General features: G+C 58.5%; 23 protein-coding genes and 1 other RNA gene. 8 read left to right on the top strand and 16 right to left on the bottom strand.

Features of this window, described 5'->3' with window-relative positions; translation table 11 throughout:
- Position 1: 1 nt before the first annotated feature.
- The gene (locus KHQ24_RS02760; protein ID WP_004204767.1) at positions 2-274 is read right to left on the bottom strand and encodes a metal-sensing transcriptional repressor; all 273 of its coding nucleotides are present in this window, start codon (positions 272-274) and stop codon (positions 2-4) included.
- A 164-nt stretch (positions 275-438) separates the two neighbouring features.
- Here KHQ24_RS02760 and KHQ24_RS02755 point away from each other — a divergent pair, with 164 nt between their 5' ends.
- Positions 439-1302, top strand: coding sequence for a nickel/cobalt efflux protein RcnA (locus KHQ24_RS02755; RefSeq protein WP_032455639.1), 864 nt, complete (start codon positions 439-441; stop codon positions 1300-1302).
- Positions 1303-1346: 44 nt separating this feature from the next.
- On the opposite strand, the gene KHQ24_RS02750 is transcribed toward KHQ24_RS02755, so the two are convergent.
- Positions 1347-1961, bottom strand: coding sequence for a YczE/YyaS/YitT family protein (locus KHQ24_RS02750; protein WP_004204770.1), 615 nt, complete (start codon positions 1959-1961; stop codon positions 1347-1349).
- Between the two features lie 88 nt (positions 1962-2049).
- On the opposite strand from KHQ24_RS02750, the gene KHQ24_RS02745 reads away from it, so the two are divergent.
- Entirely contained in the window at positions 2050-3477 is a 1428-nt protein-coding gene (locus KHQ24_RS02745; protein ID WP_004204774.1) for a PLP-dependent aminotransferase family protein, read from the top strand.
- A gap of 134 nt (positions 3478-3611) precedes the next feature.
- Here KHQ24_RS02745 and KHQ24_RS02740 read toward each other — a convergent pair whose 3' ends face one another.
- The 3 genes from KHQ24_RS02740 to ffs form a co-directional block, all read right to left on the bottom strand.
- Positions 3612-3827, bottom strand: coding sequence for a hypothetical protein (locus KHQ24_RS02740; RefSeq protein ID WP_004142688.1), 216 nt, complete (start codon positions 3825-3827; stop codon positions 3612-3614).
- Positions 3824-4081 carry a hypothetical protein gene (locus KHQ24_RS02735; protein ID WP_004204776.1) on the bottom strand — a complete coding sequence of 86 codons (258 nt, stop codon included), beginning with the start codon at positions 4079-4081 and terminating at the stop codon, positions 3824-3826. The genes KHQ24_RS02740 and KHQ24_RS02735 overlap by 4 nt, the downstream gene beginning before the upstream one ends.
- 311 nt (positions 4082-4392) lie before the next feature.
- Positions 4393-4489, bottom strand: an RNA gene (gene ffs / locus KHQ24_RS02730) — signal recognition particle sRNA small type.
- A gap of 241 nt (positions 4490-4730) precedes the next feature.
- Between ffs and KHQ24_RS02725 the strand changes: the two genes are divergently transcribed.
- Positions 4731-5138 carry a hypothetical protein gene (locus tag KHQ24_RS02725; protein WP_017898905.1) on the top strand — a complete coding sequence of 136 codons (408 nt, stop codon included), beginning with the start codon at positions 4731-4733 and terminating at the stop codon, positions 5136-5138.
- 66 nt (positions 5139-5204) lie between these two features.
- On the top strand, positions 5205-5516 hold the full coding sequence (locus KHQ24_RS02720; protein WP_004204778.1) for an MGMT family protein: 312 nt from the start codon (positions 5205-5207) through the stop codon (positions 5514-5516).
- Positions 5517-5554: 38 nt separating this feature from the next.
- Here the strand turns inward: KHQ24_RS02720 and KHQ24_RS02715 are convergent, their stop codons facing one another.
- Positions 5555-6046, bottom strand: a complete 492-nt coding sequence (locus KHQ24_RS02715; protein ID WP_002891903.1) for a YbaY family lipoprotein — start codon at positions 6044-6046, stop codon at positions 5555-5557.
- A 216-nt stretch (positions 6047-6262) separates the two neighbouring features.
- Here KHQ24_RS02715 and tesB point away from each other — a divergent pair, with 216 nt between their 5' ends.
- Complete coding sequence (gene tesB, locus KHQ24_RS02710; RefSeq protein WP_004204779.1) at positions 6263-7126, top strand: acyl-CoA thioesterase II; 864 nt, start codon at positions 6263-6265, stop codon at positions 7124-7126.
- A gap of 51 nt (positions 7127-7177) precedes the next feature.
- On the opposite strand, the gene amtB is transcribed toward tesB, so the two are convergent.
- The 5 genes from amtB to KHQ24_RS02685 all read right to left on the bottom strand — a co-directional run bounded on the left by amtB (position 7178) and on the right by KHQ24_RS02685 (position 13124).
- Positions 7178-8464, bottom strand: coding sequence for an ammonium transporter AmtB (gene amtB / locus KHQ24_RS02705; protein ID WP_004204781.1), 1287 nt, complete (start codon positions 8462-8464; stop codon positions 7178-7180).
- Between the two features lie 33 nt (positions 8465-8497).
- A complete protein-coding gene (glnK, locus tag KHQ24_RS02700; RefSeq protein WP_002891893.1) occupies positions 8498-8836 on the bottom strand; it encodes a P-II family nitrogen regulator in 339 nt (112 codons plus the stop codon).
- Positions 8837-9079: 243 nt separating this feature from the next.
- Positions 9080-10858, bottom strand: a complete 1779-nt coding sequence (locus tag KHQ24_RS02695; protein ID WP_004204783.1) for a SmdB family multidrug efflux ABC transporter permease/ATP-binding protein — start codon at positions 10856-10858, stop codon at positions 9080-9082.
- Positions 10851-12623 carry a SmdA family multidrug ABC transporter permease/ATP-binding protein gene (locus KHQ24_RS02690; protein WP_194417554.1) on the bottom strand — a complete coding sequence of 591 codons (1773 nt, stop codon included), beginning with the start codon at positions 12621-12623 and terminating at the stop codon, positions 10851-10853. The genes KHQ24_RS02695 and KHQ24_RS02690 overlap by 8 nt, the downstream gene beginning before the upstream one ends.
- Positions 12624-12665: 42 nt before the next feature.
- A complete protein-coding gene (locus KHQ24_RS02685; protein WP_004204786.1) occupies positions 12666-13124 on the bottom strand; it encodes an Lrp/AsnC family transcriptional regulator in 459 nt (152 codons plus the stop codon).
- Between the two features lie 115 nt (positions 13125-13239).
- Between KHQ24_RS02685 and KHQ24_RS02680 the strand changes: the two genes are divergently transcribed.
- On the top strand, positions 13240-14292 hold the full coding sequence (locus tag KHQ24_RS02680; protein WP_023319850.1) for a PLP-dependent cysteine synthase family protein: 1053 nt from the start codon (positions 13240-13242) through the stop codon (positions 14290-14292).
- A 44-nt stretch (positions 14293-14336) separates the two neighbouring features.
- Here the strand turns inward: KHQ24_RS02680 and cof are convergent, their stop codons facing one another.
- Positions 14337-15155: an HMP-PP phosphatase gene (gene cof / locus KHQ24_RS02675; RefSeq protein ID WP_017898908.1), complete on the bottom strand. Its 819-nt coding sequence runs from the start codon at positions 15153-15155 to the stop codon at positions 14337-14339.
- A gap of 127 nt (positions 15156-15282) precedes the next feature.
- On the opposite strand from cof, the gene KHQ24_RS02670 reads away from it, so the two are divergent.
- A complete protein-coding gene (locus KHQ24_RS02670) occupies positions 15283-16980 on the top strand; it encodes an SgrR family transcriptional regulator (protein WP_211777114.1) in 1698 nt (565 codons plus the stop codon).
- 66 nt (positions 16981-17046) lie between these two features.
- Positions 17047-17748: a 7-cyano-7-deazaguanine synthase QueC gene (queC, locus tag KHQ24_RS02665; RefSeq protein ID WP_211777113.1), complete on the top strand. Its 702-nt coding sequence runs from the start codon at positions 17047-17049 to the stop codon at positions 17746-17748.
- A gap of 132 nt (positions 17749-17880) precedes the next feature.
- Here the strand turns inward: queC and KHQ24_RS02660 are convergent, their stop codons facing one another.
- From KHQ24_RS02660 to hupB, 4 genes are all read right to left on the bottom strand, one after another.
- Complete coding sequence (locus KHQ24_RS02660) at positions 17881-18282, bottom strand: YbgC/FadM family acyl-CoA thioesterase (RefSeq protein ID WP_004204793.1); 402 nt, start codon at positions 18280-18282, stop codon at positions 17881-17883.
- A gap of 111 nt (positions 18283-18393) precedes the next feature.
- Positions 18394-18762: a ComEA family DNA-binding protein gene (locus KHQ24_RS02655; RefSeq protein ID WP_004204794.1), complete on the bottom strand. Its 369-nt coding sequence runs from the start codon at positions 18760-18762 to the stop codon at positions 18394-18396.
- A gap of 148 nt (positions 18763-18910) precedes the next feature.
- The gene (ppiD, locus tag KHQ24_RS02650; protein WP_017898913.1) at positions 18911-20785 is read right to left on the bottom strand and encodes a peptidylprolyl isomerase; all 1875 of its coding nucleotides are present in this window, start codon (positions 20783-20785) and stop codon (positions 18911-18913) included.
- 214 nt (positions 20786-20999) lie between these two features.
- On the bottom strand, positions 21000-21272 hold the full coding sequence (gene hupB, locus KHQ24_RS02645; protein ID WP_002444653.1) for a nucleoid-associated protein HU-beta: 273 nt from the start codon (positions 21270-21272) through the stop codon (positions 21000-21002).
- Positions 21273-21456 lie beyond the last annotated feature (184 nt).

The raw sequence follows: 21456 nt of genomic DNA, 5'->3' as shown, positions 1-21456 counted from the left end.
GCTACTTCAGATAGGATTTAATCACCTGCATCACCGTCTCCAGATCCGCCTCACGCTGCGTCTCGTCTGGCTCTTTCACCACATGGTCGGTGAGATGTCCCTGGATAACCTGCAGCATCATGCCATTGACCGCGCCGCGGATCGCCGCCAGCTGCTGTAGCACCTCAGCGCACTCATGCTCGCGATTAAGCATTTTCTCTAATGCGGTACTCTGCCCCTGAATTTTCTTCAGCCGGGTCAGTAACTTCTTTTTGTCTCTCACTGTGTGTGACATTACGCGATCCACCGTTTTTTTCTGTCCGGGATTACCGACCTGCGTGGTCAGCAACGCCTGCCAGCATACCATGATCCTTTTTATTAGCCGCCTTATCTACTGGGGGGTAGTATTTTACTACTGGGGGGGAGTAGGATAAAGGCACTTTTGGCAAGGATCCCAATATGAACGATTTCACTTCCCTTCTGCAGCAGGGCAATGCCTGGCTGTTTATTCCCAGCGCAATACTGCTCGGCGCGCTGCACGGCCTCGAACCCGGGCACTCAAAAACAATGATGGCCGCCTTTATCGTGGCGGTGCGAGGAACCTTAAAACAGGCGGTACTGCTGGGGCTGGCGGCCACGGTTTCGCATACGGCGGTGGTCTGGCTGATCGCCATGGCCGGTCTGTGGTTTGGCCGCGGCTGGAACGCCCAAACCTCTGAACCCTGGTTTCAGCTGGTCTCAGGGATTGTCATTGTGCTGATTGCCTGCTGGATGCTCTGGCGCACCTGGCGCGAATCGCAGCCCCACACGCACCATGATCACCACCATGAACATGAGCACCACCATGAACATGAGCACCACCACGAACATGATCATCACCACGAACATGATCACCACCATGACCATCACCATGCGTCCTCATCCGCCGCGCCGCTGGTGGCGGAGGAGTGGCAGGACGCGCATCAGCGGGCCCATGCCCAGGAGATCAACCGGCGCTTTGATGGCCGTCAGGTGACGACCGGGCAGATCGTGCTGTTTGGCCTGACCGGCGGGCTGATCCCCTGCCCGGCGTCCATTACCGTGCTGCTTATCTGTTTACAGCTGAAGAAATTCTCGCTGGGCGCCACGCTGGTGCTGGGCTTTAGCGTCGGTCTGGCGCTGACGCTGGTGGCTTCAGGGGCTATCGCCGCCCTGAGCCTTAAACATGCCGCCCGCCGCTGGCCGTGGCTTAACGACCTCTCGCGCAAGGCGCCCTGGTTTTCAGGCTTACTGATTATTGTGGTGGGGATCTACATGATGCTTCATGGCCTGAGCGGTCTGTAAACCACAAAGCGCCCTCTTCTTGACGACGAGGGCGCGGGTTCCCTTCAGGAGACGCTCTCCCGGGGAGTGTTGACCGCGTTGCGGTTGACGGGCTGACTGAACCACGGCAGGCACAGCTGGATAAGCGGTCCAATCGACAGCGCGTAAATGACGGTTCCGACGCCAAACTTGCCCCCCAGCAGACAGCCAATCAGCAGCACGGAAAGCTCGATCGCCGTCCGGATACCGCGCAATGACCAGCCGGTGCGAGCGTGCAGGCCGGTCATCAGGCCATCGCGCGGACCCGGGCCAAACCCCGCGCCAATGTACATCCCGGTGGCGATAGCGTTCAGCACAATCGCCACCACCAGCAGCGCACTGCGCGCCACCAGCGATTCCAGCGGCGGCAGGACGGCCAGCGTGGCGTCCGCCGCCAGCCCCAGCACTATCACATTGCTCACCGTACCGAGCCCCGGCATCTGCCGGATAGGGATCCATAGCAGCAGCACCGCGGCGCCGGTCAGAATAATCACGGTCCCGAAACTGATCCCCAGCTGTTTAGCCACTCCAAGATGAAAGACGTCCCACGGATCGGCGCCGAGATTAGCATGCACGAAGAGCGCCGTGGACACGCCGTAGAGCACCAGACCGATATATAACTGCAGTAGGCGACGAAGCATATTTTTTCCTCAACATCATTGCGAATGCCCTCATCATCAGCAAAAATGGACTGATAATTAATGGCCAGTTTTGGAAAAGTGGATCGCTATGTCAGCCCGACGCTTTGGAACACAGTCCCTGGTACGCCTGCTCGGCAACTGGCAGGAGTCCAGTTCACGCACACCGCTATGGCGCCAGCTGGCGGAAGCGCTCCGCCTGCTGATCCTCGATGGCCGTCTGACGCTACAGACGCGCCTGCCCGGCGAGCGCGAGCTGGCGGCGGCCCTCAACGTCAGCCGGACGACCATCGCCAGCGCCCTCGGCCAGCTGCGGGAGGAGGGATTTCTCCAAAGCCGCCAGGGAAGCGGGTCGCGCATTGTTTTGCCGGAACGCCCTGCCGACCTGCCGCCGCCCTCTGCGACCCCCTCGACGATCAATCTCTCTACCGCCGCCCTCAGCGCCGGTCCGGAGGTCCATCAGGCCTTCCAGCATGCCATGACCCTGCTGCCGCCCTATCTCGCCCAGACCGGTTACGATCAGCAGGGGCTCCCGGTGCTGCGGGAAGCGATTGCCCGGCGCTACAGCGAACGTGGCCTGCCGACGCGGCCCGATGAAGTGATGGTGGTCAACGGCGCGCTCAGCGCCTTCGCGCTGATCCTGCGTCTGTTCACCGGCCCCGGTGACCGGGTGGTCATTGATGCCCCGACCTATCCAATGGCCATCAGCGCCATTCAGGGCGCCTCCTGCCGGCCCATTGGGGTCGCACTCCCACAGCAGGGGTGGGACTGCGATGGATTCGCGGCGATCATTGCGCAGACCGCGCCGCGTCTGGCGTGGCTGATGCCGGATTTTCACAACCCCACCGGGCGCTGTATGGATGCCCTCACCCGCCAGCGGGTCGCGGACATCGCGGCCAGGACGCGAACAACGCTGGTGATCGATGAGACCATGGTCGACCTCTGGTATAACGCCCCGCCCCCGCCGCCGCTGGCCTGCTTTAATCCCGACGCCGCGGTGATCACCATCGGTTCGGCCGGGAAAAGTTTCTGGGGGGGACTGCGCATCGGCTGGATCCGCGCCAGCACGCGAACAATCGCCTCGCTTATTCAGGCCCGCGACTCTCTGGACTTGGGTACGCCGCTGCTGGAGCAGCTGGCCTGCAGCTGGCTGCTGGCAAACGCCGCCACGCTGCTGCCGCCGCGACGGGAGATGCTGAAGGCGCGCCGGGACATGTGCGAAGAGCTGATGAAAGAGTATTTTCCCCGCTGGCGCTTTACGCCACCGGAAGGCGGGCTCTCTTTTTGGGTGGAACTCCCTGACATGCTAGCCACTTTGTTCTCTGCACGTGCGGAAAGCCAGGGGATCCATATCGGCACCGGCACGCGGTTTGGTCTGGAGGGCGCGTTCGATCGCTATTTACGTCTGCCGTTTACGCTGCCGGATGAAGCATTGCGCCAGGCCTTCTCCACGCTACAACCATTGTGGCACAGCCTTGCAGAACAGCGGGAAAGTACGCGTTTGCGGAAAATAATATAAGAAAATATCGACGGGCTGGCTTCAGCCCGTCAAAAGTCCGTCATCCATGAGGTATATGAGATGTTTTTATAAAATTGCCTGGGTATCCTGCCATCTGGTTATGGCAACCCGGTGACGGAAATAAGGCAATTTCATTAATGCTGGCGCGGAATAGGAAACCCTTTCAAGGAAATAATAAAGCCATCTTCATCTTTTTTAATTTTAGCGCCGGTGTCACACCAGTCGGAGGCAATGCGAAAGAACTCATCACTACCGATATTCCAGTTCAGGCGAACGTGTTTCACGTATCCTGAGCGCAACATATCGCAGGCTTCGCTGTAGTTGCTGGCTGTAGAGAATTGTTGTTTCATTTTTTCTTCTTCAGAAGTTTTCTTAATGCTTTGATTTCTTTAGGGGTTAATGGCGTCGCTTCCTCTTCGGTATGCTGGCTGTCAATGTCCTCTTCCGTCACCCCCGCCTCATCTGCTGACGCCTCCAGCTGAAAAGCCAGCTGCAGCAGCTTTTCCGTTGCCGTACCCAGGTTCTCGTTATTCACTTCCGCATAATGACGCAACTTCTCTTTTAACTCAGCGTCAATTTTTACATTCAAAACCACTGTGGTCATAGCTACGCTTCCCGTGCAATAAAATCATCATAATTAATACACGAAGTTAACATGCTGATCCAGAGATATATTTTATAGCATGGATCTGGCAACAAATTCCCACCAATAAGATGCGCTTTATTTATGACACGCAAATGACATTAATATTTCAGTAGCATTTCATATTTATGACAAGTAAATATTATGGAATAAGTAGAGGGTGTTTTAGCAACTAAAAATAATATGTGATCTGTATCAGAAATAAATTCTGGTCAGCAGAAAAGACCGCACAAATACAAGGGGAAAATTACGAAGGCCGAAATGGGTGGGGGCCCTGCCAGCTACATCCCGGCACACACGTCGTCTGCTCTGGCTGCTTCCTTCCGGACCTGACCTGGTAAACAGAGTAGCGTTGCGGGAGAACCAACAGAGCCCCCATTGAGAGCGTTGTTACCCAACGCGCTGGCGCATTATCCCTGCTGACCTGGTGAATTGCAAGCACGCCCCGACTGCCTGCTGGTTTATTGCGCAATAATGCGAATAAAACCAGTCACTCACGCTCAACCTGTGAGATTGCGAGCGCGCGCTCAGCACACAGTGGGGATATCCACCATACTTAGCCATCTTGCGTCCCCTTTTATCATCAGCACCTTGTCTCGACGGTAATCGAATGACTGACTCATCACCACAGACCATCACTCTGCCTTTACCCGCCATTGAAGGGATGACCATCGCCTTTCAGGGGGTGAATTATCTGCGCCCTGAAAAAATGCTCGACTTCGTGACCATCAGTCAGGCGCCGGTGCGGGCGGTCACGCCGCTGGCGCTGCTCTATTCCACCGTCGGCGTCCTGCGCCAGGTGGAACTGCGCAAGCTACCGGTCTACATCAGCGGTCGGGTGGTATACCCCATATCGTCGCTGACCATGCCGGGCCTGCGCGCGAAGCTGATCATCAACGCGACCTCGCAGCGGTTAAAATTCCTTGAGAGCCTCATCGCCAGTTCACCTTCCGACAATGTCCATGGCATGCAGATCCTCGGCCTCGCTCTGACGTTCACCGTCGAACAGCCCGCCTGATCGGGCAGGCTGTACAGCCTGAAGATCAGCGCTTATGCTGGCGTTTTTCGGGTAACAGGACTGAATATGGATCCGCACGATACATTTCCCCAACGTGTCTGGCACATTGTGGCGTCGATACCGGAAGGGTATGTCACGACCTATGGCGATGTCGCCAGGCTGGCTGGTTCGCCGCGCGCGGCGCGCCAGGTGGGCGGTGTGCTGAAGCGTCTGCCGGAAGGGTCCACTCTGCCCTGGCATCGGGTAGTCAATCGCCATGGCGATATCTCCCTCACCGGCCCCGATCTGCAGCGGCAGCGTCAGGCGCTGCTGGCCGAAGGGGTGCAGGTCTCCGGCGGCGGCCATATCGATCTCCAGCGCTATCGCTGGGTTTACTGAAGACCAAAAAAAAGCCCCCATTCGGGGGCTTAGCGAGCTTACTGTGCGACAGGCACGGCGGTCTGCTGAACCGGAACCAGCGTCAGGTCGGCATGGGTGCCCCCCTGGTTGATCACCGTCTGCACGGTATCGGTAATGAACATCAGCTGGCCGTTAACCGTAATCGCTGCGCTCAACAGAATGCGGGCGTTCGGTTGAATATCTGCCGGGTTGTAAGGCAGTGCAAAGTTGAATGGCGCCTGCTTGCCTTCGGTACGCACCGCTTTTTGCGACAATACGCGGGCTGGCGCATCGGCCAGAGAAGCATCCGACAGGGTCACCGTCAGCACCGCATCCGGCGGCAAAGCGATTCTCTGGCGGATATTAATCGTCCCCGTGACGCTCGGCTGCTGCTGCGCCACGCTCAGCGTCGCAATACCGTAAGGGTCGGGTGCAGCCGCCTGCGTCGAAGAATTGTTCGAGTGGTGATTAGCACAGGCGGTCAGCGTCGCGGCGACGGCTAAGGCACTAAACATATAGGCAAATTTCATGATGTTCTCCTTATCATCCCTTAATACCCAGGAGGATGTTCCGCCGCTTCGCCGGCAGGAACTTTCGTGTCGTCAATAAGTGTGGCACAGATCGCAGATTTCTTCCTGTTGACCGGTTGTTATTCAGATTATTACACCCATCGGACCACTTGCGATTCCAGGTTATACTTTGCCACATTACGCGCGCGGCGCCGCCATTGTTAACTGAGGAAAAGTATGAGTCAGGCACTCTCTAACCTGCTGGCATTATTAGATTTGGAAAAAATTGAGGAAGGGTTGTTCCGTGGACAGAGCGAAGACCTGGGATTGCGCCAGGTTTTTGGCGGCCAGGTGGTGGGCCAGGCGCTGTATGCGGCAAAAGAGACCGTGCCCGTTGAACGTCTGGTGCATTCGTTTCACAGCTACTTTCTGCGCCCCGGCGACAGTCAAAAACCGATCGTCTACGATGTGGAGGTGCTGCGCGACGGCAACAGCTTTAGCGCCCGCCGGGTCGCCGCCATCCAGAACGGGAAGCCGATCTTCTATATGACCGCCTCCTTCCAGGCGCCAGAGCACGGCTATGAACATCAGAAAGCGATGCCGGCCGCCCCCTCCCCTGATGGGCTGCCTTCGGAAACCGACATTGCCCGCAAGCTGGCGCATCTCCTGCCGCCGCAGGTGAAAGACAAATTCCTCTGCGATAAGCCGCTGGAGATCCGCCCGGTGGAGTTTCATAACCCGATGAAAGGCCATATCGCCGAGCCGGTGCGTCAGGTGTGGCTGCGCGCCAACGGCGCCGTTCCCGACGATCTGCGCATTCATCAGTATCTGCTGGGCTATGCCTCGGACTTTAACTTCCTGCCGGTGGCGCTGCAGCCGCACGGCGTTGGTTTCCTTGAGCCCGGCATGCAGGTCGCCACTATCGATCACTCGATGTGGTTCCATCGGCCGTTTAATATCAATGAGTGGCTGCTGTACAGCGTCGAAAGCACCTCGGCCTCCAGCGCCCGCGGCTTCGTCCGCGGCGAGTTCTACACCCAGGATGGCACGCTGGTTGCCTCAACGGTGCAGGAAGGGGTGATGCGCAACCGCAACGCATAAAAAAAGCCTCCCCTACGGGAGGCTTTTTGCTACATGGAGAAGGGTTTTCTGTCAGGCGTTGTAAGCGTTTTCGCCATGGCTGTTGACGTCCAGCCCTTCGCGCTCCTGCTCTTCCGGCACGCGCAGCCCTACGGTCATATCCGCTACTTTGTAGCCGATAAAAGCGACGACGCCGGACCAGACCACGGTAATGCCGATACTTTCCAGTTGCACCAGCAGCTGATGGCCCATGGTGACGCCTTCCGCATAACCGACGCCGCCCAGAGAAGTCGCCGCGAAGATACCGGTCAGAATACAGCCGACGATGCCGCAGACGCCGTGAACGCCGAAGACGTCGCAAGGGTCATCCACACGCAGCCAGCGTTTCAGCGCAGTCACGCCCCAGATACCCGCCAGGCCAGAGGCGATACCGACGATCAGCGCGCCGCCGACACCGATATAACCACACGCCGGCGTAACGCCAACCAGACCGGCAATTGCCCCGGAGCAGGCGCCCAGCAGTGAAGGTTTGCCGCGCAGAGCCCATTCGCCAAAGGTCCACGCCAGGATAGCAGCGGCGGTCGCCACGACGGTGTTAACGAACGCCAGGGCCGCGATTTCATTCGCTGCGCTGGCAGACCCGGCGTTGAAACCGAACCAACCCACGTAGAGGATAGCGGTGCCGGTGAACACCATCGGCAGGTTATGCGGTTTGAACGCTTCTTTGCCGAAGCCCACGCGTTTGCCCATCATATACGCGCCCACCAGCCCGGCGACCGCGGCGTTGATGTGCACAACGGTGCCGCCGGCGAAATCCAGCGCGCCATGCGTCGCCAGCAGACCGCCGCCCCAGACCATATGCGCAATCGGCACGTAGGAGAGCGTCATCCACACCACCACGAAAATCAGCACGGCGGAGAAACGGATACGTTCAGCCAGCGCCCCGACGATCAGCCCGACGGTGATGCAGGCGAACGAGCCCTGGAAGGCGACGTGGATATACTGATAGAAGGTGCCCATCAGCGCTTTCAGTTCAATATTTTTCAGCATCACCCAGTCAAAGCTGCCGAAGAAGCTGCCGCCGGTGCCGAAGGCCAGGGTATAGCCATAAATGACCCACAGTACGCAGACCAGGCCAAAGGTGACAATCACCTGCGTCAGCATGGAAAGAACGTTCTTACCGCGGATCAGGCCGCCGTAAAACAGCGCAATCCCCGGGATAGTCATAAACAGAACCAGCGCGGTGCAAATCATCATAAACGCGTTATCGGCTTTGTCCGCCACCGCAGGCGCGGCCATCGCCAGCCCCGGAAGAAGGGCTAATGCCCCCAGACCCGATTTCATTGTTGCCATTTTCATTGTTTCGTTCCCCATCACTGTGTGGTCTGGAAATTACAGTGCCGCTTCGTCAGCTTCGCCGGTACGGATGCGAATGACGCGCTGCAATTCAGCGACAAAAATTTTGCCGTCGCCAATTTTTCCGGTGTAAGCCGCTTTGCTGATGACATCGATAACTTCATCCAGCTGATCGTCGGCGATCGCCACATCAATCTTCACTTTTGGCAGAAAGTTGACGCTATACTCGGCGCCGCGGTAGAGCTCCGCATGTCCTTTCTGACGGCCAAATCCTTTGACTTCAGTGACCGTCAGGCCCTGAATGCCGATGGAAGACAAGGCTTCACGCACGTCTTCCAGTTTGAATGGTTTGATTACCACGGTAACCAGCTTCATAAGTCCCCTCCAGTCAGTATTCGGTAATGGCCGCAGCTAACACGATGGATATAAAGCAAGGGCTATGCCAGAAATGAAAAAAGGCCGCTTAGCGGCCCTTTGATGGCAAAAAACAGGCGAGAGGTCAGGCATTAGCCGGCGCAAAGGCATTTAACGGGCAAAAATGCACCACAGCGGTGCATTTGATGTAACGTTTTTGCACCACGACAGGCCGCCCAGCCTTCGCTGCCTGCTGGTGGTGCATCAGGCGCTGAGCGACTCTTCTCTGGCGCTGGCCGCCAGCTCTTCACCAGCCAGCTGTAGCTGATACATCTGCCAGTAGCGGCCTTTCGCCGCCAGCAGCTGCTGGTGGTTGCCCCGCTCGACGGCCTGACCACGATGCAGAACCAGAATGGTATCCGCCTCGACGATGGTCGACAGCCGATGGGCGATAACCACCAGGGTGGTATGCTGGCGAACCTTCGCCAGCGCCTGCTGGATCGCCTGCTCGGTACCGGAGTCGATGTTTGCTGTCGCCTCATCCAGAATCAGTACCTGCGGGGTGTCCACCAGCACGCGCGCCAGCGCCAGCAGCTGCTTCTGTCCGACGGAGAGATTATTGCCCTGCTCGCCCAGTTGGGTGTACAGGCCGTCGCTCATGCTGCGCGCCACCGCCGCCAGCTGCACCGCCTCCAGCGCTTCCCAGACCTGGGTTTCGCTGATGTCCCGGCCCAGCGCGACGTTGGCATAGAAGGTATCCGCCAGCACCACCGGATCCTGTTGCACCATCGCGATGCCCCGACGCAACGCGCTGTGGCTGAGAGAAGCGAGCGGCCGGCCATCGATGCGGATCTCCCCGTGGGTTAACGGGTAATAGCCCATCATCAGACTGGCGAGGGTACTCTTCCCGCTGCCGGTATGCCCGACCAGCGCCACAAAGCTGCGGGAAGGGATATCCAGCGTGATATCCTGGAGGACCAGACGATCCCCGCGGTAGGCGAAGGAGAGATGGTCGATTTCCACTCGACCGCTGCTCAGCGGCGCGTCATCGGCGCCCCACGCCTGGCGCGGACGGTCCATCAGTTCGAAAACGCGTTCGCCGGCGACCACCGCCTGCTGCAGCATCGACTGCTGGGTGGTCAGCTCAATGAGCGGCTCGTTAAGGCGCCCGAGATAGCTGATAAACGCATACAGGACCCCGACCTCAATCGTGCCCGCCGCGCTAAAGCCGAACAGCATCAGCAGCCCGCACAGCACCAGCGAGGAAAAAAGACTCAGCAGCGGACGCAGCAGAAAACCGTCGAGGCGCAGCGTCTGCATCCGCGCCAGGTAGTGGGCGTAGCTGGCCTCACGCATCCGTTCGCCAAAACGCGCCTGCTGGCGGAACTGCTGAATGACACCCATGCCGTTGATCACTTCGTTAAAGCCATCGTTGATGTCGGCAAGCCAGGCGCGCACCCGGCGCACGATCGGCGTGCTATAGCGCTGATAAATGATCATCACGATCAGCACCGCCGGGAAAATCGCGATTGCCACCAGCGCCATCCGCCAGTCGAGGCTAAACATCGCCACCAGCATCGCGCCGATCAGCGCCGCGCTACGCAGCACCGTCGCCACTACCGTCACGTACAGGTCGCGAATGACTTCCGTATCGTTGGTTACCCGGGAGATAAGCTGCCCGACCGGCTGAGTATCAAACTCGCTGAGCGGCTGATGCAGGGCGGCATCCATCACATCGCTGCGTAACTGCTGGACCACGCCAACCGCGGCGCGGTTAAACAGCAGCGACTGGCTATAGTGCAGTAACGCCGCCAGCAGCTGCAGACCGATATAGGCTGCCGCCAGGCCTGCCACCAGCTTCAGCGGCAGAGTATGTTTCGCCACCATATTGTCGATGAAATAACTGATAAGCAGCGGACCGCTCACCTCTGCCGCCGCCGCGATCCACATCATCGCCACCGCGATGGCCAGCGGCTTACGCCACGGTGAACCATAGGCCAGCAGGCGTTTAAGCGTCGGCCAGAGTTCGGTAAAGCTACGCATCCAGGACCTCCTCTTGCTCCTGGGGAACCTCGTCGAGCGCGGCCTCCAGCTGCTGATAGCGATACATGTCGCGATACCAGCCTGGCTGCACGGCCAGCGCCTCATGGCGGCCGCGCTGGGCGACATGCCCATGCTGCAGTACCAGAATTTCACTGGCCTCGGTCAGCGCCGACAGCCGGTGGGCGCTGATAATCACCGTCCTCCCCTCTCCCCACTGGCGCAGGTTGTGCAGGATCTGGTGCTCCGTACGGCCATCCACCGCCGATAAGGCATCATCCAGGATCAGAATTTCGGCCTCCAGCAGCAGGGCGCGGGCAATAGAGATACGCTGTTTCTGGCCGCCGGAGAGCATCACGCCGCGCTCGCCCACTTCGGTATCGTACCCCTGGGGCAGACGCAGAATGTCGTCATGCACGCTGGCCAGCCGCGCCACCCGCTCAATCTGTTCCGGCGTCGCGTCCGGTTTTCCCAGCGCGATATTATTGGCGACGGTATCGGAGAATAAAAACGGCGTCTGATTGACCACCGCCAGCCGTTCGCGCCAGCTGTCGAGCTGCAGACGCGGTAGCGGCAGATCGTGAAAGCGGATCTCGCCGCTGGTGACGTCAAAATGGCGCTGCAGCAGGGCCAGAATGGTGCTTTTGCCGGCGCCCGTCGGCCCGCAGATGCCCACCATTTGCCCCGGCTGAAGGGTAAAATTAACCTGTTCCAGTGAAGGTTTGCTCGCCTGCGGATAGATGAAATCGCAGATAGCGACCTGCAGGACGCCGCGGCCTGCCGGCACCGTTTCGGTCCCGTCGTCCACCGCCGGCGCCTCTTCGAGCAGGGTGCGGATACGACCATAGGCCGCGCTACCGCGCTCCACGATGTTAAACATCCACGCCAGCGCCAGCATCGGCCAGATCATCAGGCCAAGGTACATCACGAAGCTGGTCAGCTGCCCCAGCGTCAGGCTGCCGTGGATAACCATCCAGCTGCCGCCGCCGATGGCCAGCAGGTTCGCCGCCCCGATGGCGATATAGATGGTGGGGTCGAAGCGAGCGTCAATTCGCGCCACGCGCATATTTTTCGCTCCGGTATCGGCCGCATCGGCGGCAAACTGCGCCGACTGGCGATCCTCCAGCCCGAACGCCTTAATCATGCGGATGCTGGTCAGGCTCTCCTGCGTGCGATCGTTGAGGCTGGAAAAGGCCGCCTGGGCGACGCGAAAACGTTCGTGAAGGGCATCGCCGTTGCGTTTGATCGCCAGGGCCATCAGCGGCATCGGCAGCAGCGCCAGCAGGGTGAGCTGCCAGCTAATCTGCGTCGACATCACAATCAACACCGCACAGCCCATCACCAGGGAATCCACCAGGGTTAACACCCCTTCACCAGCGGCAAACACCACCCGGTCCACGTCATTGGTGGCGCGGGCGATAAGATCCCCGGTGCGATGGCGCAAATAGAACGCCGGATGCTGGCGGCTCAGCTGCCGGTAAAAGTCTTCCCGCAGTTCGACCGCCAGCTGGTAAGAGGCGCCGAACAGCAGCACGCGCCAGACATAGCGCAGCAGGTAGACCATCACCGCGATCAGCACCAGCGCGCCGATCCACATCCACACCTTCTCCGCGGTGTAATGTTGTTGCGTCACGCCGTCGACCACAATGCCCACCACCTTCGGCGGAACAAGCTGCAGGACGGCAATAATGGCCAGCAGGGCAATTGCGCCAAGATAGCGGCGCCACTCCCGGCGGAAATACCAGCTGAGTTGTGCAAATAATCGCAAGCAGTAAGATCCTGATTGGTTATGGGTTACGGCGCAATACCGTTATTCGACAGGCAAGGCGGTGGTGTATTTTATCTGTTCCATGGCAAAACTCGAAGTGACATCCGACAGCCCCGGCACACTGTTCACCAACCGTTTATAAAAGTCGTCATAGCGCTTCATATCGGCCACCTGCACCCGCAGCAGATAGTCATACTCCCCCGCCATCCGCCAGAAGCCGAGCACTTCAGCCATCTGCGTCACTTCGCTCACAAAATGGCAATACCAGTCGCTGCTGTGATGCTGGGTCTTGATTAGGACAAACGCCGTCAGCCCCAGCCCCACCTTTTCCGCATCCAGTAAGGCGACGCGCCCGCGGAGAATACCCTCATCCTCGAGTCGTTTCAGGCGTTTCCAGCAAGGGGTCGTGGTCAGATTAACGGCATCGGCCAGCGCCTGCAAAGAGAGGGTGCAATCTTCCTGCAGCAGCGCCAGCAGCTTACGGTCAATTTTATCTAACATAAGGCCACCAGAGAGAATAATTTACTCCCGCAATTGTAATTGAAAGGTCAAATAGCAACAATTTTTCCCGCACAATCCGCTAAGCTGGGCACAAAATGACAAACAGGAATCCGAGATGAATAGCGCCTGGGTAAAACACGCCATTAGTGAAATTAACGCCGACTATCAGCGTTCCGCCGATACACACCTGATTCGCCTGGCGTTGCCTGGTTTTCCGGGGATCCCGATTTATCTGAAGGATGAAAGTACGCATCCGACCGGTAGCCTCAAACATCGTCTGGCGCGGTCGCTGTTTCTCTATGGCCTGTGCAACGGCTGGATCAAAGAAGGCACCACGATTATCGAATCGTCTTCGGGTTCGACCGCAGTTTCTGAAGCCTATTTCGCCCGCCTGCTGGGGCTGCCGTTTATCGCCGTGATGCCCTCCTGCACCGCCAGACGAAAAATCGAACAGATCGAGTTCTACGGCGGACGCTGCCATTTTGTGCAGAGCGCCTGCGAAATCTACGCGGCTTCCGAAACGCTGGCGCGTGAACTGAACGGCCACTATATGGATCAGTTTACCTTCGCCGAGCGGGCCACCGACTGGCGCGGCAATAACAATATCGCCGACAGTATTTTCCGCCAGATGAGCCATGAGCCGCACCCGCAGCCGTCGTGGATCGTGATGAGCGCCGGCACCGGGGGGACCTCGGCGACCATTGGCCGCTATATTCGCAGCCAGGGTTACGAGACGCAGCTGATGGTTGTCGACCCGCAAAATTCAGTATTCCTCGATTACTGGCAGACCCGCGACGCCAGCCTGCGCAGCCCGATCGGCAGCAAAATTGAAGGCATCGGCCGCCCGCGCGTCGAGCCATCGTTTATTCCCGATGTTGTCGATGAGATGCTGCGCGTGCCGGATGCGGCGAGCGTGGCCACTGCTCTGTGGCTGGAAACGCAGCTTGGGCGAAAAGTCGGCGCCTCGACCGGGACCAACATGTGGGGCGTGCTGCAGCTGGCCGCGCGGATGCGCGAGGAAGGACGCACGGGTTCCCTCGTCACCCTGCTGTGCGACAGCGGCGAGCGTTATCTGGAAAGCTATTACAACCCGCAGTGGGTGGCGGCCAACATCGGCGATATCGCACCCTGGCAGGCGGAGATCGCCCGGCTGGTCGGCAGAACATAAAAAAAGCCAGATAGAATGCTATCTGGCTTGCTGGAAGGGTCTCTCTATTCGGGGGAATAAGGAAGATCAGGATTATCCAGCCAATGCGTTAAAAAATGGGAGACCGCCTGATGCCGGCAGTCGCCAATAACCGGGAGATGCGGCAGCTCGGCTTTCAGCTGCGGCATCGCGTTGCCCATGATGAACCCCCGCCCGACGCTGCGAAGCATCTCGCGATCGTTCATCGCATCGCCGAAGGCCATGCACTCCTGTAGGGAGAGTCCCAGGTGCTGGCTCAGCCTCGCCAGCGCCGCGCCTTTATTGCAGCCAACCGGCAGCACTTCCAGACAGTCCATCGCCGAGAAGCAGAGAAACGCGCGCTGGCCCAGCGCCTCATTCAGTTGGATCCGCAGGCGGCGCAGATCGTCATGATCGCCGCAGAAGCAGATCTTGGTGACATGATGCGCCGACATACGTTTCGGATCGCACAGTTGATAGCGAAACCCGCTGAAGACATGCGCCTTCAGCAGCTCAGGTCTTGCCTGGCCGGTGAACCAACCGCCGTCATTAAACACGTGCATGCTGGCCCGGGTATCCCATCGACTATGCAGCACGTCTTCCGCTACCTCGGGATTGAGATCCTGACGGTACAGCTCCTCCCCTTCCAGCGAGTGGATGCGCGTCCCGTTGCCCGTGATCAGAAATGCGTCCAGGGAAAATTCACCCATCACATGGTGCATCTCCAGCGCATGGCGGCCGGTGGCGAACGTCAGAGTGATATCGCGTTCCCGCAGCCGTTTCAGCGCGGTGAGCGTCTTTTCTCCGAGACGATGGTCCGGCATCAGTAAGGTGCCGTCCATATCAAATGCTGCCAGTTTTGCCATGGTGTTTTCCCCGATGTGTGATGGGCTTCGCTTGTGTTGCAGTATCACCTGGGATATACGGAAGTAATAGTGAATAGATAATATAAATTGTTCCGGGTTTATTGCGGCCCGGTGGGCGACAGCGCTTATGCGACTCTTACACCGTTTAAACCAGTACCAGCGGCTGTGGCAGCCCTCTGCCGGGGCGCAGCAGCAGGTCACCGTCGGCGAGCTGGCGGAACGCTGTTTTTGCAGCGAACGCCACGTCCGTACCCTACTGCGTCAGGCGCAGGAAGCTGGATGGTTAAGCTGGCAGGCCCGCTCCGGGCGCGGCAAGCGCGGCTTGCTCTCTTTTTACAAAACGCCGGAACGTCTGCGCAATGAGATGATGGAGCAGGCGCTGCATAAAGGTCAGCAGCAAAACGCGCTGGAGCTGGCGCAGCTGGCCCCGGTGGAGCTGAAAGCCCTGCTCCACCCCTTTCTGGGCGGTCAATGGCAAAACAATACCCCGACGCTGCGTATTCCCTATTATCGCCCGCTGGAGCCGCTGCGTCCCGGCTTTCTGCCCGGACGCGCCGAGCAGCATCTGGCCGGGCAGATCTATGCCGGGCTGACGCGCTTCGACGAAGGTGACAATATGCCGATCGGCGATCTGGCGCACCACTGGCAGGTCTCCCCTGACGGCCTGCGCTGGCAGTTTTATATCCGCTCCACACTGTGCTGGCACAACGGCGATGCGGTGGAAACCGCACAGTTGCGGCAGCGCTTATTGCTGCTGCTGGAACTGCCCGCCCTGCGGACCCTCTTCGCCAGCATCAGCCGCATCGATGTCACTCACGCCCAGTGCCTGACCATCACGCTGCATCGTCCTGACTACTGGCTGCCGTTCCGCCTCGCCAGCTATTGCAGCGTGCTGGCCCATCCTGACGATCCGGCCATCGGCTGCGGACCGTTCCGCCTGAAGCGGTTTAGTCCGGAACTCGTCCGCCTGGAGAACCATCCCCGCTACCACCTGCGGCATCCGCTGATCCAGGCGGTGGAGTACTGGATCACCCCCCAGCTCTTCGATCGCGATCTCGGGACCAGCTGCCGCCACCCGGTGCAGATCACTATTGGCGATCGAGAAGAGCTGCATAACCTGCGCCAGGTCAGCAACAGCATCAGTCTTGGCTTCTGCTATCTGACCCTGCGTCACAGCCCTCGGCTTAGCAAAGCGCAGGCCCAGCGGCTGGTATCGATAATTCACCGCTCGTCGTTGCTGGACACGCTGCCGCTCGACGAGGATCTGATTACGCCAAGCCATGAGGTGTTGCCGGGATGGTCCATCCCGCAGGGGCCGGAAAACAGCGCGGTGCCGCTGCCGGCCAGGCTCACGCTGCTCTACCATCTGCCGGTCGAACTCCACGCCATGGCCGAACAGCTGAGACAGCGGCTGGCTGTGCTCGGCTGCGAGCTGACGCTGCTGTTCCATGACGCCAAAAACTGGGAAGGCTGCCAACATCTGGGGCAGGCCGACCTGATGATGGGCGACCGCCTGATCGGCGAAGCGCCGGAGTATGCCCTGGAGCAGTGGCTGCGCTGCGATATGCTGTGGCCCAATTTGCTGACCGGGGCGCAATATGCCCATCTGCAGGCGACATTAGACGCGGTACAGGCGCAGCCGGAAGCCCGCAGCCGCAACGATGCGCTGCGCAACGTATTTAACAGCCTGATGGAAGACGCCATCATGACGCCGCTGTTTAAATACAACTATCGCATCAGCGCCCCGCCGGGAGTCAATGGCTTGCGCCTCAACGCCCGCGGCTGGTTCGACTTCGCCAGCGCCTGGCTGCCGGCGTCGACGTGACAGAGCTGGTGGTGGCGGGCGTCTGGCGCTACCATATCGCCTTTACTCATTTAGTCAGGAATTGCCATGAAACGCGCCGTAGTTGTCTTCAGCGGAGGACAAGATTCAACCACCTGTCTGGTGCAGGCTCTGCAACAGTATGATGAAGTGCATTGCGTCACTTTTGATTATGGCCAACGCCACCGCGCGGAAATCGACGTTGCGCGCGAACTCGCCCTGAAACTTGGCGCCGTCGCGCATAAAGTGCTGGACGTTACCCTGCTCAATGAACTGGCAGTCAGCAGCCTGACCCGCGATAACATTCCGGTACCGGACTATCAGCCTGATGCCGAGGGCATTCCCAACACTTTTGTCCCGGGGCGCAATATTCTGTTTTTAACCCTGACGGCCATCTACGCCTATCAGGTAAAAGCCGAAGCTATCATCACCGGCGTGTGCGAGACCGACTTCTCCGGCTACCCGGACTGCCGCGATGAGTTTGTCAAAGCGCTGCACCACGCCGTCAGCCTTGGAATGGCGAAAGACATACGCTTTGAAACACCGCTGATGTGGCTGAACAAAGCCGAGACCTGGGCGCTGGCCGACTACTGGGGTCAGTTAGATCTGGTGCGCCGGGAAACCCTTACCTGCTACAACGGCATTAAGGGCGATGGCTGCGGCCAGTGCGCCGCCTGCAACCTGCGCGCTAACGGGCTTAACCAGTATCTGGCCGATAAACTCGGGGTAATGGCGGTGATGAAGCAAAAAACCGGGCTGATACAGGCATAGCCTCCGCAGAGGTATCTTCCAAAAGCTTCAGTTCAACTTCCCCGGTAGCGCTACGCTTACCGGGGCAAGGGGTTCATCACCTTCCGTGGGTGGAGGTGCGCCACCGCCCGGCACGCACGCACGCGACGGTTGTCAGCGCAAGTTCATCTGGTCGAGTTTCTCACGCAGTTCCCCTTCCAGCGGCAGCGCCTTCTGGGTTTTCAAATCGATACAGACGAAGGTAATCAGCGCATCGGCCACCACCTCGCCGTTGGGGTTGAGAGTGACCACCTGGCTGAGCGTGCCGCTTTTGCCGTTGAGTTGCTCCAGTTTGCTGCTCACTGTCAGCACATCGCCCAGGACCGCCGGACGGCGGTAGTTAATATTAATGTTCACCACCACGAAGGCGATGTTTTTCTCGGTCATCCAATGAAATGCCGGACTCTTTTCCAGACCATCCCAGCGGGCCTCCTCAAGGAACTCCAGGTAGCGTGCGTTATTCACATGCTGGTAGACGTCCAGATGATAGCCGCGAACTTTAATTTGTGTCTGCATAGCATCAATGCCTTTCTGTTATTGTTGTTTATGAGGTAAGAGGTCACACCACTTGATGCAACCTCTTTATCCTGGCAAAAAATCACCGCTGTGCAAGCGCTGGCAAAAAATTTACAGCGTCAGATGGGATAAATTCCGCTCCACCAGCGCGCTGCCCATCCCCGGGACCTGCTTCAGATCATCAAGGGTTTTGAACGGTCCGTACTCCTCACGGTAGCTGACAATCGCCTGGGCTTTTTTCAACCCCACGCCATTCAGAGCCTGCGCCAGCTGTTCGGCGCTGGCGTGGTTAATGCTGACTTTGGTCGCCCCGTTGTTGGCCTCGCCGGGCTCCGCTTTCGCCTTCGCCGAAGAGGACGCCTGGACATGCTCTTTGGTTACCGCCGCTTTGCCGCTGGCGGGGGCAGCCAGCGCGCCCTGTGCGCCTACCGCGAAAACCAGAACGCCCGCGGCCATCAGTGCTTTTATTCCATATTTCATGCTGATATCTCCTTGTGTATAGACAGCAAGGCTACGATAGCGTCAGTGCGGATGGCCGACAAAAGGCAAATCACAGAAATGGAAAGGGCCGCGAAAGCGGCCCTTGAGGATTACATGGTGTTGCGTATTTTTGCGAAATGACGCGAAATTACTGCTGCTGGTCGATGCTGTCGCCCAGCTTAATTTTCGCCGCCTTGCGCAGGTTGCTCATCAGCGCTTCGAAAGCGATTTGGGCATTGTTCTGGGTAATCCCCTGAACCATAGCCTTCTTCTGCTCTTCCGGCATGCTGCCTGCTTTCACTTCATCGAGCGCCACCAGCACCACATCGCCTTGCATGTTGCTGCCAACGCCATAGACCGGTTTGCCCTGCTGCGGCAGCGGCAGAGTAAATGCCAGCTGGCTCAGCGGATCCTGGCCGGTACGGGAAAGCGTCTGCGGTGCGCCAAAGCTCAGGCCAGCCGCCTTCATCGCCTCATCGCCTTTGCCGTCTTTCAGCGCCGCCAGCAGCTTATCGGCATCCCGCTTCGCCTGCTGTTCCGCTTTATTGTGCTTAACGATATCGCTGACCTGTGCCTTCACTTCGGCCAGCGGTTTCACCGCCTCGGCTTTGTGCTCGCTGATACGCAGAACAAAGGCTCGATCGCCGTCAACGGTAATGATGTCGGAGTTGCTGCCCGGCGCGCCGTTCACGCCGACCAGACCGCCGTTGAAGATAGCGTCAGCGACCGGTTTAAAGTTCAGCTCTTCCGGCAGGTTATCGCGGCCAAACCAGCCGGTTTCCACCACCTGCAGTCCGGCGACCTGCGCCGCGCCCGCCAGCGATTCATTATCGTTGCTGGCCGCATCGCTCACCTTCTGCTGCAGCGCATAGTAAGCATCCAGCGCTTTCTCCTGCTTCACTTTCGCCGCAATGTCATTGCGCACGTCAGCCAGCGGCTTGACCTGCGCCGGCTGGACGTCGTCCAGACGGGCCACCAGGAAGCCAACCGAGGATTTGATCACCCCGGAGAGCTGGCCTTTCTCTTTCAGGCCGGCGTCTTTCAGCTCAGGCACGGTAGAAGCATCTTCCATCCACCCCATATCGCCGCCGTTGCGGGCAGAGATAATATCGGTCGATTTTTCTTTTGCCAGCGTGGCGAAATCGGCGCCTTTTTGCAGCTCGGCCAGTACCGCTTTCGCATCAGCTTCAGTTTTAGTCTGAATCACGCTGTAGCGGTTACGCTGCGGCTGAGTGAACTGATCTTTGTGCTGGTCATACCATGACTGAATTTCTTCGTCAGAGGCGTTTTCCTGCATGCTGGCGGCATCCATCTTGATGTAGCTTACGCGGAACTGCTCCGGCGCCATAAAACGGGCCTGATTCTGCTGCCAGAAAGCGTTGATTTCCTCATCGCTGGCGGTCTGTTTTGCCGCCAGGGCGTTGACGTTGATGGTCGCTTCGCGGACGACACGCTGCTGAGACACCAGCGCCGCCAGCTGATCGGACTCGCCGGGCAGCATGAAGTCGGTACCCGCAATGGCGTTAATCAGCTGCTGCGTGGTCAGCTGGTTACGCAGCGCCTGGGCGTACTGATCGGTGGTCATCCCCATCTGGGCGACAATACCGCTGAAACGCTGGTTGTCGAACTTACCGTTCGTCTGGAACGCCTGGGTCTGGAAGATCGCCTGCTTCACCTGCTCATCGCTGATGCTGAGGCCCAGCTCGCGGGCATACTGATCCAGAAGCGACTCGTCAATCAGGCGGTTCAGCACCTGCTGGCGCATGGTTTTCATGTAGTTTTCGTTCGCCGCCAGCTCGGAGAACTGGTCGCCAAGCTGCTGCTGCATACGGTTACGTTCGCTGGCGACGGCGTTTTCAAACTGCCCACGGCCAATCTCCTGGCCATTCACTTTTGCGGCATAGTTTTTGCCACCGCCAATCAGGTAACCACTCACCCCGGTCAAAATGAACGAGACGATAATGATACCGAAAATAATCTTGAGCACGACGCTGTTGGCGGCCGTGCGTAGGTTGTCCATCATGGTGTAACAACGCTCCGCTGTAGATGACTTTAGCTCGCGCAGCATAGCACGTGATGGCCGCCGCGCGTGAGGACGTATTTTGACAAGAAAACAGGGTGATTGTCAGCCCACAAGTGGCGATAAACACACATAAAGTGGTCTGAAAAGGCAATAAAAAAGGCACATCTCACGATGCGCCCTTGTACTTCGTCACATTCCCTGACGGGAAAGCCGATCAGTTCACCGCGTCTTTCAGCGCTTTACCAGCACGGAAGCCCGGCACTTTTGCGGCAGCGATAGTAATTTCTTTACCTGTTTGTGGGTTGCGACCAGTACGGGCGGCACGTTCTTTAACAGCAAAGGTACCGAAACCTACCAGCGCAACGTCATCCCCAGCTTGCAGAGATTCAGTAACAGAAGCGATTAAAGCATCTAACGCACGTCCAGCTGCAGCTTTAGAAATGTCCGCACCCGCAGCAATTTTGTCAATCAGTTGAGATTTATTCACTGTTCTCTTCCTCTCTTTATAATTTATATCGCACCAGAGTCCTTCATAGTGCGACCGCGCAGCAGTTATATCAGGACTGTCATGCCCTTACAACAGCAGTTGTCGATGACCCCCCTGCCAGCGATCTAAGTTAGCTACACAAAAAAAGGCTGGCAAGTCCGAAATGACTTACCAGCCCTATTTT

It is taken from the genome of Klebsiella sp. 54 (genome assembly GCF_018223875.1).
In the GTDB taxonomy this organism is placed as follows: domain Bacteria; phylum Pseudomonadota; class Gammaproteobacteria; order Enterobacterales; family Enterobacteriaceae; genus Klebsiella; species Klebsiella quasipneumoniae.
Note: the sequence above shows the minus strand (reverse complement) of the source record. Positions and strands in the feature narration are given on the sequence as shown.

Coding starts and splice junctions, on each gene's coding strand:
- KHQ24_RS02760 (WP_004204767.1), bottom strand. CDS start 274: ATGTCACACACAGTGAGAGACAAAAAGAAGTTACTGACCCGGCTGAAG.
- KHQ24_RS02755 (WP_032455639.1), top strand. CDS start 439: ATGAACGATTTCACTTCCCTTCTGCAGCAGGGCAATGCCTGGCTGTTT.
- KHQ24_RS02750 (WP_004204770.1), bottom strand. CDS start 1,961: ATGCTTCGTCGCCTACTGCAGTTATATATCGGTCTGGTGCTCTACGGC.
- KHQ24_RS02745 (WP_004204774.1), top strand. CDS start 2,050: ATGTCAGCCCGACGCTTTGGAACACAGTCCCTGGTACGCCTGCTCGGC.
- KHQ24_RS02740 (WP_004142688.1), bottom strand. CDS start 3,827: ATGAAACAACAATTCTCTACAGCCAGCAACTACAGCGAAGCCTGCGAT.
- KHQ24_RS02735 (WP_004204776.1), bottom strand. CDS start 4,081: ATGACCACAGTGGTTTTGAATGTAAAAATTGACGCTGAGTTAAAAGAG.
- KHQ24_RS02725 (WP_017898905.1), top strand. CDS start 4,731: ATGACTGACTCATCACCACAGACCATCACTCTGCCTTTACCCGCCATT.
- KHQ24_RS02720 (WP_004204778.1), top strand. CDS start 5,205: ATGGATCCGCACGATACATTTCCCCAACGTGTCTGGCACATTGTGGCG.
- KHQ24_RS02715 (WP_002891903.1), bottom strand. CDS start 6,046: ATGAAATTTGCCTATATGTTTAGTGCCTTAGCCGTCGCCGCGACGCTG.
- tesB (WP_004204779.1), top strand. CDS start 6,263: ATGAGTCAGGCACTCTCTAACCTGCTGGCATTATTAGATTTGGAAAAA.
- amtB (WP_004204781.1), bottom strand. CDS start 8,464: ATGAAAATGGCAACAATGAAATCGGGTCTGGGGGCATTAGCCCTTCTT.
- glnK (WP_002891893.1), bottom strand. CDS start 8,836: ATGAAGCTGGTTACCGTGGTAATCAAACCATTCAAACTGGAAGACGTG.
- KHQ24_RS02695 (WP_004204783.1), bottom strand. CDS start 10,858: ATGCGTAGCTTTACCGAACTCTGGCCGACGCTTAAACGCCTGCTGGCC.
- KHQ24_RS02685 (WP_004204786.1), bottom strand. CDS start 13,124: ATGTTAGATAAAATTGACCGTAAGCTGCTGGCGCTGCTGCAGGAAGAT.
- KHQ24_RS02680 (WP_023319850.1), top strand. CDS start 13,240: ATGAATAGCGCCTGGGTAAAACACGCCATTAGTGAAATTAACGCCGAC.
- cof (WP_017898908.1), bottom strand. CDS start 15,155: ATGGCAAAACTGGCAGCATTTGATATGGACGGCACCTTACTGATGCCG.
- KHQ24_RS02670 (WP_211777114.1), top strand. CDS start 15,283: ATGCGACTCTTACACCGTTTAAACCAGTACCAGCGGCTGTGGCAGCCC.
- queC (WP_211777113.1), top strand. CDS start 17,047: ATGAAACGCGCCGTAGTTGTCTTCAGCGGAGGACAAGATTCAACCACC.
- KHQ24_RS02660 (WP_004204793.1), bottom strand. CDS start 18,282: ATGCAGACACAAATTAAAGTTCGCGGCTATCATCTGGACGTCTACCAG.
- KHQ24_RS02655 (WP_004204794.1), bottom strand. CDS start 18,762: ATGAAATATGGAATAAAAGCACTGATGGCCGCGGGCGTTCTGGTTTTC.
- ppiD (WP_017898913.1), bottom strand. CDS start 20,785: ATGATGGACAACCTACGCACGGCCGCCAACAGCGTCGTGCTCAAGATT.